The organism is Mycobacterium sherrisii, from assembly GCF_002102355.1.
Lineage (GTDB): Bacteria > Actinomycetota > Actinomycetes > Mycobacteriales > Mycobacteriaceae > Mycobacterium > Mycobacterium sherrisii.
Genome location: NZ_LQPT01000072.1, coordinates 97,260 through 110,249, shown reverse-complemented (window position 1 = coordinate 110,249; position 12,990 = coordinate 97,260). Strand labels below are relative to the sequence as shown.

General features: G+C 67.1%; 16 protein-coding genes. 11 read left to right on the top strand and 5 right to left on the bottom strand.

The features are described 5' to 3' along the window. Positions 1-38: 38 nt before the first annotated feature. Entirely contained in the window at positions 39-671 is a 633-nt protein-coding gene (locus AWC25_RS12620; protein ID WP_069401291.1) for an NUDIX hydrolase, read from the top strand. On the opposite strand, the gene thiE is transcribed toward AWC25_RS12620, so the two are convergent. Beyond that, a complete protein-coding gene (thiE, locus tag AWC25_RS12615; protein ID WP_069401292.1) occupies positions 643-1,332 on the bottom strand; it encodes a thiamine phosphate synthase in 690 nt (229 codons plus the stop codon). The two genes, AWC25_RS12620 and thiE, sit on opposite strands and share 29 nt — an antisense overlap. A gap of 152 nt (positions 1,333-1,484) precedes the next feature. Here thiE and thiO point away from each other — a divergent pair, with 152 nt between their 5' ends. The 4 genes from thiO to AWC25_RS12595 are packed head-to-tail and all read left to right on the top strand — an operon-like array spanning position 1,485 to position 4,275. Next, positions 1,485-2,501: a glycine oxidase ThiO gene (gene thiO, locus AWC25_RS12610; RefSeq protein WP_069401293.1), complete on the top strand. Its 1,017-nt coding sequence runs from the start codon at positions 1,485-1,487 to the stop codon at positions 2,499-2,501. Continuing rightward, a complete protein-coding gene (gene thiS, locus AWC25_RS12605; protein WP_069401294.1) occupies positions 2,498-2,695 on the top strand; it encodes a sulfur carrier protein ThiS in 198 nt (65 codons plus the stop codon). Before thiO ends, thiS begins: the two co-directional genes overlap by 4 nt. Continuing rightward, a complete protein-coding gene (gene thiG / locus AWC25_RS12600; RefSeq protein WP_069401295.1) occupies positions 2,688-3,446 on the top strand; it encodes a thiazole synthase in 759 nt (252 codons plus the stop codon). Before thiS ends, thiG begins: the two co-directional genes overlap by 8 nt. Positions 3,447-3,459: 13 nt before the next feature. Next, positions 3,460-4,275: an SGNH/GDSL hydrolase family protein gene (locus AWC25_RS12595; protein WP_069401296.1), complete on the top strand. Its 816-nt coding sequence runs from the start codon at positions 3,460-3,462 to the stop codon at positions 4,273-4,275. A gap of 19 nt (positions 4,276-4,294) precedes the next feature. Here the strand turns inward: AWC25_RS12595 and AWC25_RS12590 are convergent, their stop codons facing one another. Both AWC25_RS12590 and AWC25_RS12585 read right to left on the bottom strand, forming a co-directional pair. After that, positions 4,295-4,816, bottom strand: a complete 522-nt coding sequence (locus tag AWC25_RS12590; protein WP_085166873.1) for a hypothetical protein — start codon at positions 4,814-4,816, stop codon at positions 4,295-4,297. 140 nt (positions 4,817-4,956) lie between these two features. Then, on the bottom strand, positions 4,957-5,469 hold the full coding sequence (locus tag AWC25_RS12585) for a serine/threonine protein kinase (protein ID WP_069401297.1): 513 nt from the start codon (positions 5,467-5,469) through the stop codon (positions 4,957-4,959). A 280-nt stretch (positions 5,470-5,749) separates the two neighbouring features. Between AWC25_RS12585 and AWC25_RS12580 the strand changes: the two genes are divergently transcribed. The 6 genes from AWC25_RS12580 (at position 5,750) to AWC25_RS12555 (ending at position 11,601) form a co-directional block, all read left to right on the top strand. Then, a complete protein-coding gene (locus AWC25_RS12580; RefSeq protein WP_069401298.1) occupies positions 5,750-6,082 on the top strand; it encodes a CD225/dispanin family protein in 333 nt (110 codons plus the stop codon). 22 nt (positions 6,083-6,104) lie between these two features. Beyond that, positions 6,105-6,524: a DUF2752 domain-containing protein gene (locus AWC25_RS12575; RefSeq protein WP_069401299.1), complete on the top strand. Its 420-nt coding sequence runs from the start codon at positions 6,105-6,107 to the stop codon at positions 6,522-6,524. 20 nt (positions 6,525-6,544) lie between these two features. Next, positions 6,545-8,041, top strand: a complete 1,497-nt coding sequence (locus AWC25_RS12570; RefSeq protein ID WP_085166872.1) for a M28 family metallopeptidase — start codon at positions 6,545-6,547, stop codon at positions 8,039-8,041. Continuing rightward, positions 8,038-9,507: a M28 family peptidase gene (locus tag AWC25_RS12565; RefSeq protein ID WP_085166871.1), complete on the top strand. Its 1,470-nt coding sequence runs from the start codon at positions 8,038-8,040 to the stop codon at positions 9,505-9,507. Before AWC25_RS12570 ends, AWC25_RS12565 begins: the two co-directional genes overlap by 4 nt. Positions 9,508-9,613: 106 nt before the next feature. Continuing rightward, positions 9,614-11,107: a neutral zinc metallopeptidase gene (locus AWC25_RS12560; protein ID WP_085166897.1), complete on the top strand. Its 1,494-nt coding sequence runs from the start codon at positions 9,614-9,616 to the stop codon at positions 11,105-11,107. Between the two features lie 38 nt (positions 11,108-11,145). Beyond that, the gene (locus tag AWC25_RS12555; protein WP_142278809.1) at positions 11,146-11,601 is read left to right on the top strand and encodes a DUF4190 domain-containing protein; all 456 of its coding nucleotides are present in this window, start codon (positions 11,146-11,148) and stop codon (positions 11,599-11,601) included. An 11-nt stretch (positions 11,602-11,612) separates the two neighbouring features. On the opposite strand, the gene AWC25_RS12550 is transcribed toward AWC25_RS12555, so the two are convergent. Both AWC25_RS12550 and AWC25_RS12545 read right to left on the bottom strand, forming a co-directional pair. Next, positions 11,613-12,485 carry an LLM class F420-dependent oxidoreductase gene (locus AWC25_RS12550; protein WP_085166870.1) on the bottom strand — a complete coding sequence of 291 codons (873 nt, stop codon included), beginning with the start codon at positions 12,483-12,485 and terminating at the stop codon, positions 11,613-11,615. Positions 12,486-12,501: 16 nt separating this feature from the next. Then, a complete protein-coding gene (locus tag AWC25_RS12545; RefSeq protein WP_085166869.1) occupies positions 12,502-12,939 on the bottom strand; it encodes a MarR family winged helix-turn-helix transcriptional regulator in 438 nt (145 codons plus the stop codon). Between the last annotated feature and the right edge of the window lie 51 nt (positions 12,940-12,990).

Sequence of the window (12,990 nt, the reverse complement as noted above, 5' to 3'; positions counted from 1 at the left end):
GGACCCAATTTCGGTGATCGCCTGCATATCCTGAACGCGTGCAAGGCGACGGCGACGGATGGGTGATCTCCGACAGCGGCGCGCACTATTGGGGTCGGTACGGCGCGGCCGGTCTGCTGTTGCGGGCGCCCCGACCCGACGGCACCCCCGCGGTGCTGCTGCAACACCGGGCGGTGTGGAGCCATCAAGGGGGCACCTGGGGTTTGCCGGGCGGTGCCCGGGACAGTCACGAGACCCCGGAAGAGACCGCGGTTCGCGAGGCTCACGAGGAGGCCGGTCTGCCCGCGGAGCGGTTGACCGTGCGGGCCACGGTCGTCACCGCCGAAGTCGCCGGCCGCGGCGGCAGCCACTGGAGCTACACCACCGTCGTCGCCGATGCCGGCGAGTTGCTGCGCACGGTGCCCAACCGGGAGAGCGCCGAAATGCGTTGGGTCGCCGAGGACGACGTCGCCGAGCTGCCGCTGCATCCCGGCTTCGCGGCGAGCTGGCAACGGCTGCGCACCGCGCAGGCGCGGGTGCCGCTGGACCACGCCGACGAACGCCGGCAGCAGCTGCCCCGCACCCTCGAGATCGAAGCCGGTGTCTTCGTCTGGTGCATGCTCGGTGATGCCGATGAGTCGCCTTCGCAGCTGAGCCCGCGGATCAGCTCGCTGCTAGAAGCGCTGACCTGAGCTGTGCGGCGGCCGCCCGCGGGTCCTCGGCCGCGGTGATGGCCCGCACCACCACGATGCGCCGGGCGCCGGCCTGCAGCACGTCGGGGAGCCGCTGCGCGTCGATGCCCCCGATCGCGAACCACGGCTTGTCGCCGTCGCCGGAGGTCCGCTGCGCGGCGGTGCGCAGCAATCCCAGACCCGGGGCGCTCCGGCCCGGTTTGGTCGGGGTCGGCCAGCACGGCCCCACGCAGAAATAGTCGACGTCGCCGTCCATGCCAACTTGGGCCGCAGCGACCTGGTCGGCGTCGTGCGTGGACAGGCCGATCAGTGTGTCGGGTCCGGCGATGTCGCGGGCCACCGCCGGCGGCAGGTCGCCCTGACCCAGGTGCAGCACGTCGGCGCCGGCGGCGCGGGCGATGTCGGCGCGGTCGTTGACGGCGAACAGGGCGCCGTGCCGACGGGCCGCGTCGGCGAGGATCTCGCAGGCGGCCAACTCGTCGCGGGCCTCGAGCGGTCCGAACCGCTGCTCACCGATCGACCCCTTGTCGCGCAGCTGAATGATGTCCACTCCGCCGGCCACCGCCGCATCGGCGAACTCGGCCAAATCGCCGCGTTCGCGCCGCGCATCGGTACAGAGATACAGTCTGGCGGAAGTTAGTCGGGTAACACGTGGATGCACACCGTGACGCTAGCGCGCTAGCGTAGTACCCGAACAACTAGAGACACGGGAGTCCCGGGTGATGCGGGGCTGAGAGTGGGCACAACCGGAGCCGCCGGACCTGCCCTTACCGTCACACCTGATCCGGATCATGCCGGCGAAGGGAGCTGAGGATGATTTCAGGCGAACAGACGCTGGCCGTCATCGGCGGCGGTGTCATCGGGCTGTCCGTGGCGCGCCGGGCGGCGCAGGCCGGCTGGTCGGTGCGAGTGCATCGCACCGGCGTGCGTGGCGCGTCCTGGGTGGCCGGCGGCATGCTGGCGCCGCACAGCGAAGGCTGGCCGGGCGAAGAGCATTTGTTGCGGTTAGGCCTGGAGTCGCTACGGCTGTGGCACGAGGGCGGCTACCTCGATGGGCTGCCGCCGGGGGTGATCACCGCGCGGGAGTCGCTGGTCGTTGCTGTCGACCGGGCCGACGTGGCCGACCTACGCACGGTCGCGGAGTGGCTGGACGGCCAGGGCCACCCGGTGATCTGGGAGTCGGCGGCCTGTGACGTCGAACCGTTGCTGGCGCAAGGCATCCGACATGGTTTTCGGGCACCCACCGAAATGGCCGTGGACAACCGGGCAGTGGTGGACGCGCTGGAGGCGGACTGCGAGCGTCTCGGCGTGCGGTGGGCGCCGCCGGCCGACGAACTGTCGCGGGTGCGCGGCGACGCGGTGGTGATCGCCAACGGCATCGACGCGCCGACGCTGTGGCCCGGGCTGGCCGTGCATCCGGTCAAGGGCGAGGTGCTGCGGCTGCGCTGGCGCAAGGGGTGTATGCCTTTGCTGCGCAGAGTCGTTCGCGCCCGCGTGCACGGCCGCCAGGTGTACGTGGTGCCGCGCCCGGACGGGGTGGTGGTCGGTGCGACGCAGTATGAGCACGGCCGCGACACCGCCCCGGTGGTGTCCGGCGTGCGCGACCTGCTGGACGACGCCTGTGCGGTGGTGCCGGCGCTGGGTGAATACGAGTTGGCCGAGTGCGCGGCCGGGCTGCGCCCCATGACACCGGATAATCTGCCCGTCGTAGGACGCCTGGACGAACGCACCCTGGTGGCGGCCGGGCACGGCCGGTCGGGCTTCCTGCTGGCGCCGTGGACCGCCGAACAGATCCTTGCCGAACTCGCCCCGGTCGGAGCGGCCTCGTGATCGTCATGGTCAACGAACAGGCGGTCGAGGTCGACGGGCAGACCACGGTGGCCGGGTTGCTGCAGTCGATGGGCTTTCCAGAACGGGGCATCGCGGTGGCGGTGAACGACGCGGTGCTTCCGCGATCCAGTTGGACGACAACACTTTCCGATGGTGCTCGGCTTGAGATAGTGACGGCGGTGCAGGGTGGCTGATTCCAAGTTGACGATCGCGGACCGCACCTTTGCGTCGCGGCTGATCATGGGCACCGGGGGAGCGACGAACCTGGCCGTGTTGGAGGCGGCGCTGGTCGCCTCGGGCACCGAACTGACCACCGTCGCGATGCGCCGCGTCGACGCCGACGGTGGTACCGGCCTGCTCGATCTGCTCAGCCGGCTCAACATCACCCCGCTGCCCAACACCGCCGGGTGCCGCAGCGCCGCCGAAGCGGTGCTCACCGCCCAGCTGGCGCGCGAGGCCCTCGACACCAACTGGGTCAAGCTCGAGGTGATCGCCGACGAACGCACCCTGCTACCCGACGCGGTCGAATTGGTCCGGGCGGCAGAGCAATTGGTCGACGACGGATTCACCGTGCTGCCGTACACCAACGACGATCCGGCGCTGGCGCGGCGGCTCGAGGACACCGGCTGCGCGGCGGTGATGCCGTTGGGTTCGCCGATCGGAACCGGCTTGGGAATCACCAACCCGCACAACATCGAGATGATCGTCGCCCGGGCGGGGATCCCGGTGGTACTCGACGCCGGCATCGGCACCGCCAGTGATGCCGCGCTGGCCATGGAGTTGGGGTGTGACGCGGTGCTGTTGGCCAGCGCCGTGACCCGGGCTGCCGATCCGCCCGCGATGGCAGCCGCGATGGCGGCCGCCGTCACCGCGGGCCATCTGGCCCGAGGCGCCGGACGGATCCCCAAGCGATTCTGGGCCCAAGCGTCCAGCCCGCAGCGCTGATCACACGCCGACGATGAGCGAACCGACGGGGCCTGCGGGGAAAACGCCGAAACGGTATGTAGCACTTGGCAGTTCGATGGCCGCCGGTCCGGGCATCCGGCCCCAGGCAAAGGACGCGCCACGGTGGTCGGGCCGCTCGGCCCGCAACTACCCGCATCTGGTCGCCGACCGGATGAACTTCGAGCTGGTCGATGTGACGTTCTCCGGTGCCACCACCGCCCACATCCTGACCGAACCTCAACACCACGCGCCGCCGCAGATCACCGCGTTGGACGGCTCGGAGGCGGTGGTCACCGTCACGATCGGCGGCAACGACGTCGGCTATGTCCCGCTGCTGATGGCGGCGGCGCTGCCGCGGCCGGCTCGGTGGCTGCCCGTGGTGGGCGGACGGATAGCGCAACTGCTCGACCGGGAGGCCCGTGACCAAGCACTGGCGGACGCGTTCGATTCGCTGTGTGCCGTAGGAAAAGCCGTGTGCGACCGGGCTCCGCGCGCGCGGGTGTTCTTCGTCGATTACCTCACGATGTTGCCGCCCGCGGGGATGGCCGCACCGCCGCTATCGGACGCCGATGCCGACGTCGGCCGCCACGTCGCCGGCGAACTGGCGAACCTCACCGCCCGGGCGGCTGCGGCAACCGGTTGCGAGGTCGTCGGGGCGGCCGCCGCGAGCCGAGATCACCACGCCTGGTCGGCCGAGCCGTGGACGACCACACCGGCGAAATTCGTTGTGCCGCTGCCGGGTAAGCCCGCGCCGCTACATCCCAACGCCGCAGGGATGCGCGCGGTTGCCGATCTGGTTGTCGCGCAATTGGAGAAGCTCGGCGTTTAACTACCCGGCAGGGTCCCGGTCAGGCGCTGGCCTGCCACCACTTGTACAGCGAGGGGACGCCCGCCTTGGAGAAGATGGACCCCAACACGTTCTTGCCGTCGACGGTCCACAGCACCAGACTGACACCCTGGTACGTCCCGCATGCCATCTGGCCGCCGGCCTGCTCGGCGCTACCTTGATGCCACGGGCCCGGTGCCGAGCTGCCGCTGCCGCTGCACGACGCGAGCGTCACGTCCTTGAGGTTGCTGGCGTACGCGCCACTCAGGTCGTTACCGCTCTTGAAGAGCTGATAGACCGCGGAGGCCGGTCCGTTCGGGTCGGGATTTTGCCCGCAATGCAGCTCCACAATTTCCGCGCCCGTCAATTCTGCCGACTCGCAATTGTTGAGTCCGTAACCCTTGGCGAGCGAACTGGCCAATGTATTGACGTCGGATGAACTACCGGTGGTATCCGCTGTCGCGGTTGCGGTGCCAAGGCAGCAAAAGCCGGCGGCGAATGCGGCGATGGTCGCGACCCGCAGCGTGTTGGGGAAGTAAGGCATCGTCAACTCCTGAAAATAGTTGAACCGCTCGGCGGACCGCGCTGGCGATATTCGTGCGGTGAGAATGATCGTAGGGATAAACCCCCCGGACGCAACCCATTCCGTCGAATACCATTTGCATCGGCATCAATTCGGGTTGGTCAACCGTTATTCCGCCACCATTGGTAAAGCGAGGGGACGTCGGGCCCGGCGGCGCGGATCACGCCCAGCATGTTCTTGGCGGTGTTGGTCCAGATGATCTCGGCATGATTTTGAAATGTTCCGCACGCCACGAGCCCCGCGCTGGCGGTCGAGCTGCCCTGATGCCAGGGCGCGGGCGAAGCTTTGTCTGCGCAATTGCCCAGGGCATCGCCGCCGATCAGGGCATTGAACGAGCTGGCCAGATCGTCGCCGCCGAACAGGAAATACTTGGCCAGCATCGGCCCGCTCGGGTCGGGGCTCCGCCCACACTGCAGGTACGCCAGCGCACCGCGCGGAACCGGCTGGGCGGTGCAGTTGTTCAGCCCGTACCCCTTCGACAGCGCCCCGGCCAGCGTGTTGATGTCCGCCGCGTTGCCGGTGCTGGGATCCGCCGCCGCCGGTCCGGCCGTCGCCATCGCGAAGCCGGCCACCAGCGCGGCCCCCGCCCGTGCCGTCTTCGCTAGGTAACCCATTCCTCGACTGTAGGGCGTCGGCCAAAACAATCCGTTGGAAATTGTCGTTATAAGCATCTTTTTTGGTGGGCCGGTGTTTGTTGCGGTACCGCGTTGAAAACCGTGTGTGGACATCAGAGTTCGTTCCGAATCTCGGACTCTGGCCACGGCGGGCCCGGCCATGCGATCAAGCCCGAAGCCACACAAAAAAAGGATTTTCCCGACTTGTCGCCCGCCGCGTCGAGCTCAGGTATGGTAAGCACCGTTTCGCGCCAGCTAACTTCTCGGGACTGGAGTTTCCATGACTGCTCAACCGCCGTCTCCCGGTTATCCGCCGCAGCAGCCGCCCGCCGGCCAGCCGCCGGATAACTACTTGGTGTGGTCGATTTTGGCGACGCTGTTTTGCTGCCTGCCATTGGGCATCGTTGCCATCGTCAAATCCTCTCAGGTGAGCGGGTTGTGGGCGCAGGGCCAGTACGCCGAGGCGCAGGCGGCCGCTGACGCCGCCAAGAAGTGGGTGAAGTGGTCGGTCATCGCCGCGGTCGTCGGCGCCGTCCTCTACGCGATCGTGCTGGGAATCATCGCGCTGACCGCCGATAACTCGACATCGGCTGCGCTGGCCGCGATGCGCTGAAAACCGGGCTACGCTCGCGGTCATGCGCCAGGGGCAGGTTTCGGTTGGACTCGGCGCGCCGCTGCTGGTCGCCGGGGTTGCCACGGTGGTGTGTGCCGCGATCTGGCTGGGTGATCCGACCACACCGGGCGGGCCCCTGCCGGTGTGTCCCACCAAAGCGCTGCTCGGTATCGACTGTCCCGGCTGCGGCAGCATGCGCATGCTGTATTCGCTGCTGCACGGCGATCTGCTGGCCGCCGCCAGGTTCAACGCGTTGGGCTTGGCCGCGGTCGCGCTGCTGGTCTGGGCGTATGTGGTGTGGGCCTACGGTCGTGTGACGGGCCGGCGCATCCGCAGCTGGCAGCACCAGCGCTGGTCAGCCGCGGTGGTGCTGACGTTGGTCGCGGTTTGGTTTGTGGTGCGCAACATTCCGTTTGCCCCATTCAGCGGCCTGTATGTGTGAAGCGTCTAACCTTAGGCGCAATGGTGAACAAATCCCGAGCGCTGGCGGCGTTGCTTGCCGCGGTCAGCGTTGCCGTGGTGTCCAGCGGCTGCTCCCATCGGTCGGCGACCTCGCAGCCGGCCGGCGACCTCGCGGCGGCCGAGTTCGCCGGCGCGCTGCACAACAAGGTCACCGCCGACGCCATGATGGTGCACCTGACGAAGCTGCAAGACATCGCCAACGCCAATAACGGCACCCGGGCGGTCGGCACCCCCGGTTACGAAGCCAGTATCGACTACATTGCAACGACGTTGCGCAACAGTGGTTTTGACGTGCAAACTCCGGAGTTTTCGGCGCGCGTCTTTCATGCCGAGAAGCCGACGGTCACGGTCGGCGGCAACACCATCGAGGCGCGAGCCCTCGAGTACAGCCTCGGCACCGGCCCCGACGGGGTGGGCGGACCACTGCTGGTGGTATCCGGGGGCAACGGCCTGGGCTGTGCGGCCTCGGATTACGACAACCCGGCCATCAAGGGCGCGGTGGCCCTGGTCGATCGCGGCACCTGCCCGTTCGCCCAGAAGGAAGCGGCCGCGGCACAGCGCGGCGCCGTCGCGATGATCGTCGCCGACAACGTCGACGAGGAGCACATGGGCGGAACCCTCGGGGCGAACACCGACGTGAAGATCCCCGTCCTGGGCGTGACCAAGTCGGTCGGCATCCAGCTGAAGGCCCGGCCGGGTCCGACCACCATCAAGCTGGACGCGCACAGTCAGGATTTCAAGGCCCGCAACGTCATCGCACAGACCAAGACCGGATCGACCGACGACGTGGTGATGGCGGGTGCGCATGTGGACAGCGTGCCCGAGGGGCCGGGCATAAACGATAACGGCTCGGGTGTGGCCGCGGTCCTGGAAACCGCCGTGCAGCTGGGAAACTCACCGCAGGTGCACAACGCGGTGCGGTTCGGCTTCTGGGGCGCCGAGGAACTGGGTCTGATCGGATCCCGCAACTACGTCGAATCGCTGAACCTCGACGACCTCAAACACATTGCGCTGTACCTGAATTTCGACATGCTCGCCTCCCCGAACCCCGGCTACTTCACCTATGACGGCGACCAGTCCCTGCCGGCCGAGGCCCGAGGCCAGCCGGTGGTGCCCGAAGGCTCGGCCGGCATCGAACGAACGTTCGTAAGCTACCTGAAGTCGGCGGGCAAGTCAGCCCAGGACACCTCCTTCGATGGACGTTCGGACTACGACGGATTCACCCTGGCCGGCATTCCGGCGGGCGGATTGTTCTCCGGCGCGGAGATCAAGAAGTCGGTCGAGCAGGCCAAGTTGTGGGGCGGGACGGCGGACGAACCGTTCGATCCCAACTATCACAAAAAGACCGACACCCTCGACCACATCGACCGCACCGCACTGGGCATCAACGGCGCCGGCGTCGCGTATGTGGTGGCGCTGTATGCCCAGGACCTCAACGGGCGAAACGGGGTTCCCGTCCTCGCGGACCGCACCCGGCACGTGCTTGCGAAGCCATGATCCGACGGTGGGGCTCGGCGCTAGTACTGATCGGGCTGCTGGCCGGATGCGCCTCGCCCCGTCCGGCGCCGCCCGCGGCGGCACCCGATCTGGGCCGTGGCCTGGCGACCAAGGTCACCGCGGACGGCATGTTCGCCCACCTGCGCGCGCTGCAGGAGATCGCCAACGCCAACAAGGGGAACCGCGCCGAGGGGACACCGGGCTACGACGCTAGCGTCGAGTATGTGGCAAATGCCCTGCGGAACAACGGATTCGACGTGGCTACGCCCCAGTTCGACCGGCTGTACGCGGTGTCACCGGGCAAGCCGTTGTTGACGATCGCCGGCAGCAACTACTCGGTCGACCAGGCCTCGTTGTTGGTCCGGACACCGCCGGGCGGTCTGACCGGCCAGCCGGTGCGCCCCCGGCAACCGTCCGGTTGCGCGGCGGGCGACTATCCGGCGACGCTGCCCGCCGGCGCGATCGCCGTCGTCGACGACGCCCACTGCTCGGTGGTCGACAAGCAGAACAGTGCGAAGGCCAAGGGTGCGGCGGCGCTGATCGTGGTCAGCGCGCCCAACGGTCAGGGCGCCCCGCCGACCCTGTTCAACCCCGGCTACTTCAAGCAGTTGACGATGCCCGTCGCCGTGGTCGGCAGCTACGGCGGCAGTGCGCTAGCGCGGAGCACCGCGCCGGTACGACTGGTGCTCGACGCCGAGAACGCCAAGGTCACCTCGCGAAACGTGCTGGCGCAGACCAAGACCGGTTCGACGAAAGACGTCATCGTGGTCGGCGCCCATCTGGACGGACCGCGCACCGGACCGGGCATCAACGACAACGGATCCGGCGTGGCCGCAGTGCTGGAAACCGCGTTACGGCTGGGCCCGTTGGCACCGGTGAACAACGCGGTGCGCTTCGTGTTCTGGGGGGCCGACGAGGATGGTCTCAACGGGGTGCTGGACTACGTGTTCGGCCTGAACGAGCAGCAACTCAACGACATCGCACTGTACCTCGACTTCAATCTGCTCGGTTCGCCCAACGCCGGCTTCTTCACCGACGACGGCGATCAGTCCGGTCCGCCCGGACCGGGAATCTCCTTTGGTGATGTGCCCGACGGGTCGGCCGGCATCGAGCGCACCTTGTCCGGCTATCTGAACCTGGCCGGGAAGCGGCCCGCCGATATGCCGTTGGGCATCCGGACCGACTACCACCCGTTCATGATCGCGGGCATACCGATCGGCGGCATGAGCACCGGCGCGTCACAGCCGAAAACCACTGTGCAGGCCCGCTTGTGGGGTGGCCAGGTCGGAGTGGGGTTCGATCCCAACTTCCAGAGCCCGCGGGACACGATCGACAACATCAACCGGGAAGCGTTGGCCATCATGGGTTCTGGGGTGGCGTTCGCGGTGGGCCATTACGCCGAGTCGATCGCCGGCGTCAACGGCGTTCCGCCCCGCGACAAACGCCACCGGACGCGGGTGCCGTAGCGGCGTTTGCTGGGTCTTGAAATTTCTGCTCCGACCGTCATCCGGCGGATCTAGAATGATAACCCTTTGGTGCTGCCGCGCAGCCGGTCGGGATGAGGTGGTCATGATGAGCTGCGGACAGAATCGACGTCGGCCCCGCGGCGGCCTCGGACGCACCACCCGGCGTTCGCTGCGGTCGGCAATTGCCTGTGCCGCCGCGGCGCTCGTGGTTGCCGGATGTACGACGGTCCTCGAAGGCCGGGCGCTGTCGATGCTCAACGACCCGTTCCGCGTGGGGGATCTGCCCGCCACCAACGGCCCCAGCGGGCCTCGTCCGAACGGTCCCCCGACGAGCGGCACCGTGGTCAACACCGACAACGGTGCGATCGACAAGTTGTCGTTGCTGTCGATCAACGACATCGAGGATTACTGGAAATCGGCTTACAGCCAGTCGCTCAACGGGACCTTCCTGCCCGTCGGAAAACTGGTCTCCTACGATTCCAACGATCCGGACAGCCCCATCGTCTGTCACAACGACACCTACAAGCTCGTCAACGCATTCTTCACGTCCCGCTGCAACCTGATTGCGTGGGACCGCGGCGTGTTCATGCCGGTCGCCCAACGCTATTTCGGCGACATGTCCGTCACCGGTGTGTTGGCGCACGAGTTCGGACATGCCTTACAGCAGATGGCCAGACTGGTGACGAAAAAAGACCTCACCATCGTTCGGGAACAGCAGGCCGACTGCTTCGCGGGCGTCTACCTGTATTGGGTGGCCTCCGGCAAGTCGCCCCGGTTCACGCTGAGCACCGCCGACGGACTCGATCACGTGCTGGCCGGCATCATCACCACCCGGGACCCGGTGATGGACGCCGATACCGAAAACGATGACGAGCACGGCTCGGCACTGGATCGCGTCAGCGCCTTCCAAATGGGTTTCATCACGGGCGCTTCGGGTTGCGCCGGGATCAACAAGCGGGAGATCGATCAGCGTCGCGGTGATCTGCCGAAGGCGTTGCAAACCGACCCCAGCGGCGATCCGGAGACCGGCGAGGTCCCGCTCAGCCAAGACACCCTTTCGACGCTGATGGAGTTGCTGGGAAAAGTGTTCTCGCCCAAGAACCCACCAACGCTGTCCTTCAAGACGGAGGGCTGCCCGGATGCCAAGGCCAGCCCGCCGGCCTCGTATTGCCCCGCCAGCAACACGATCATGGTCGACCTGCCCGGACTGACCGCGGTCGGGAAAGTCTCGGACGAGAATGAGCACACCCTGCCGCAAGGGGACGACACGGCGCTGTCGATCGTGATGTCGAGATACGCCCTTGCGGTACAGCATGAACGGGGCCTACCGATGCAAAGTCCCTGGACCGCGCTACGCACCGCCTGTCTGACCGGGGTCGTGCACCGCAAGATGGCCGAGCCGATCGAGACTCCCTCGCACAACGAACTTTTGTTGACCGCCGGTGATCTCGACGAGGCCGTCGCCGGTTTGCTCACCAACCATATGGTCGCCAGCGACGCCGACGGGACCAGTGTGCCGGCCGGTTTCACGCGCATCGCGGCCTTCCGCGGTGGCGTGACGGGCAACATGGATGCGTGCTACTCCCGTTATCCGGGCTGAGGCGTAAAGTATGGGCCACTCGAGCCGAGGAGGCGTCCGTGACGGAAGACCCGCCTAACTATCCGCCACCGCACGATCCGGGCTATCCCCCACCGAATCAGGGCTATCCGCCCCCGCCGGGGCCCGGCTACCCGCCGTCGCCGGGCTACCCACCCCCGCAGGGGTCGATCTACCCGGCGGCCGCGGGCACCAACGGCATGGCGATCGCCTCCCTGGTCTGCTCGTTGTTGGGCTGGATCTGCGGTGTCGGTCCCATCTTGGGCATCATCTTCGGCGTTCTCGCCCTCGGCAAAATCAAAGAGACCGGGCAGGGCGGCCGGGGATTGGCCATTGCCGGCATCGCCATCGGTTCGGTGCTGATCGTGTTGGTCACCATCGGTGGGATCCTCCGTGCGGTAGGCGAATTCGAGCATCACGACCTCGGTGCACCCGCGCCCGCGGTGCTCGCCGTCGACGTGGGCGGGCCCACCGCCCTTCCGGTTCCGGCGGCCTGACGGATTGGCGCTTAGCCGATCTCGTTGAGGCGCGGCAGTAACTCGTCACCGAAGCGGCGGATGAAGCCGACTGGATCGGGATCGCCCGGCACGGGGCCGACGTTGATCATCTCGATGCCCAGCTCGGCGTAACCTTCGACCGTTTTCAGGTAGCCGTCCACGTCTTCGAACGGGTCGGCAAAAGCACCGACGGTCCTGCGTATTTCGCCGCTGTCACGGCCCACCGCATCGCAGTGCCGATTCAGCACGTCGATCTTGTGCCGCAGCCCGTCAAGCCCGGAAACGGTGCTGTTCCAGATGTCGGCATACTGTGCGACCAGCCGCAGCGTCTTCTTTTCGCCGTCGCCACCGATCAGGATGGGCGGGCGCCGAATGGGCTGCGGTTCGCAGATCGTCTCGGCCAGCCGGTAGTGCTTGCCGTGGTACGGGCCGTTGTCGTCGCTCCACATCTGTCCGCAGATCTGCAGCGTCTCCTCGAGCATTTCGAACCGCTCAGCAAGTGGGGGGTAGGGGATGCCCAGCGCCGCGTGCTCGCGGCCGTACCAGGCGGCGCCGACGCCCAGCAGCGAACGGCCCTGGGAGAGCACGTCGAGCGTGGTGACCGTCTTGGCCAGCACACCCGGGTGACGGTAGGTCACGCCGGTGACCAAAAGGCCCAGGCCGATCGTATTCGTGTGTCCGGCAAGGAAACCCAAGGATGCATAACCCTCGAGGAACGGATCCTCGGCGGGCAGACCGGTGTTCTCCATCTGGAGAAAATGGTCGGCCAGCGTGAACAGTGTCGCGCCCGCCTGCTCGGCGGCTGTGGCGGCGTCGGCCAGGGTCGGCCCCAATGCTGTCGGGTCGCCGGGCAGAAAATCGATAAAGTGCACGCCTACTTTCATTGGGGTGTATGCCCTTTCATTGCTCTGTCAGTCGTTCAAGGAGTGTCAGTGCGGCGATGATCGTGCGACGTTCGGGCTCGGAGTAACGGTCCTGCAGGGCGCGGGCCAACCATTCCTCGCGCACTTGGCGGTCGCTCTCGGCGCGCTGACGACCTGCCTTGGTTAGCGAAACCACTTGGCGCCGACCGTCTTCCGGATCAGCTTTGCGCTCGATGAATCCGCGTTGGTCCAGGGCGGTCAGGATGGTTGCCATCGATTGCGGCCGGACTCGTTCGGCACCGGCCAGTGCGCTGGCCGACGACGCCCCGTCCTTCCACAGCCGGGTGAGCACCGACGTCTGCGACGGGGTCAAGTCGTTACGGACCTGCACGTCTGTGAGCCGGCGTCGTAGTCGGCTGAACACCACCCGGATATCTCGAGCGGCCGTCGCGGCGGACTCGGTGATGTCATCCATGCCGCCAGCCTAGATTAGGCAGCTAAAACTGTCCAGTTTTGACTGTCTAAA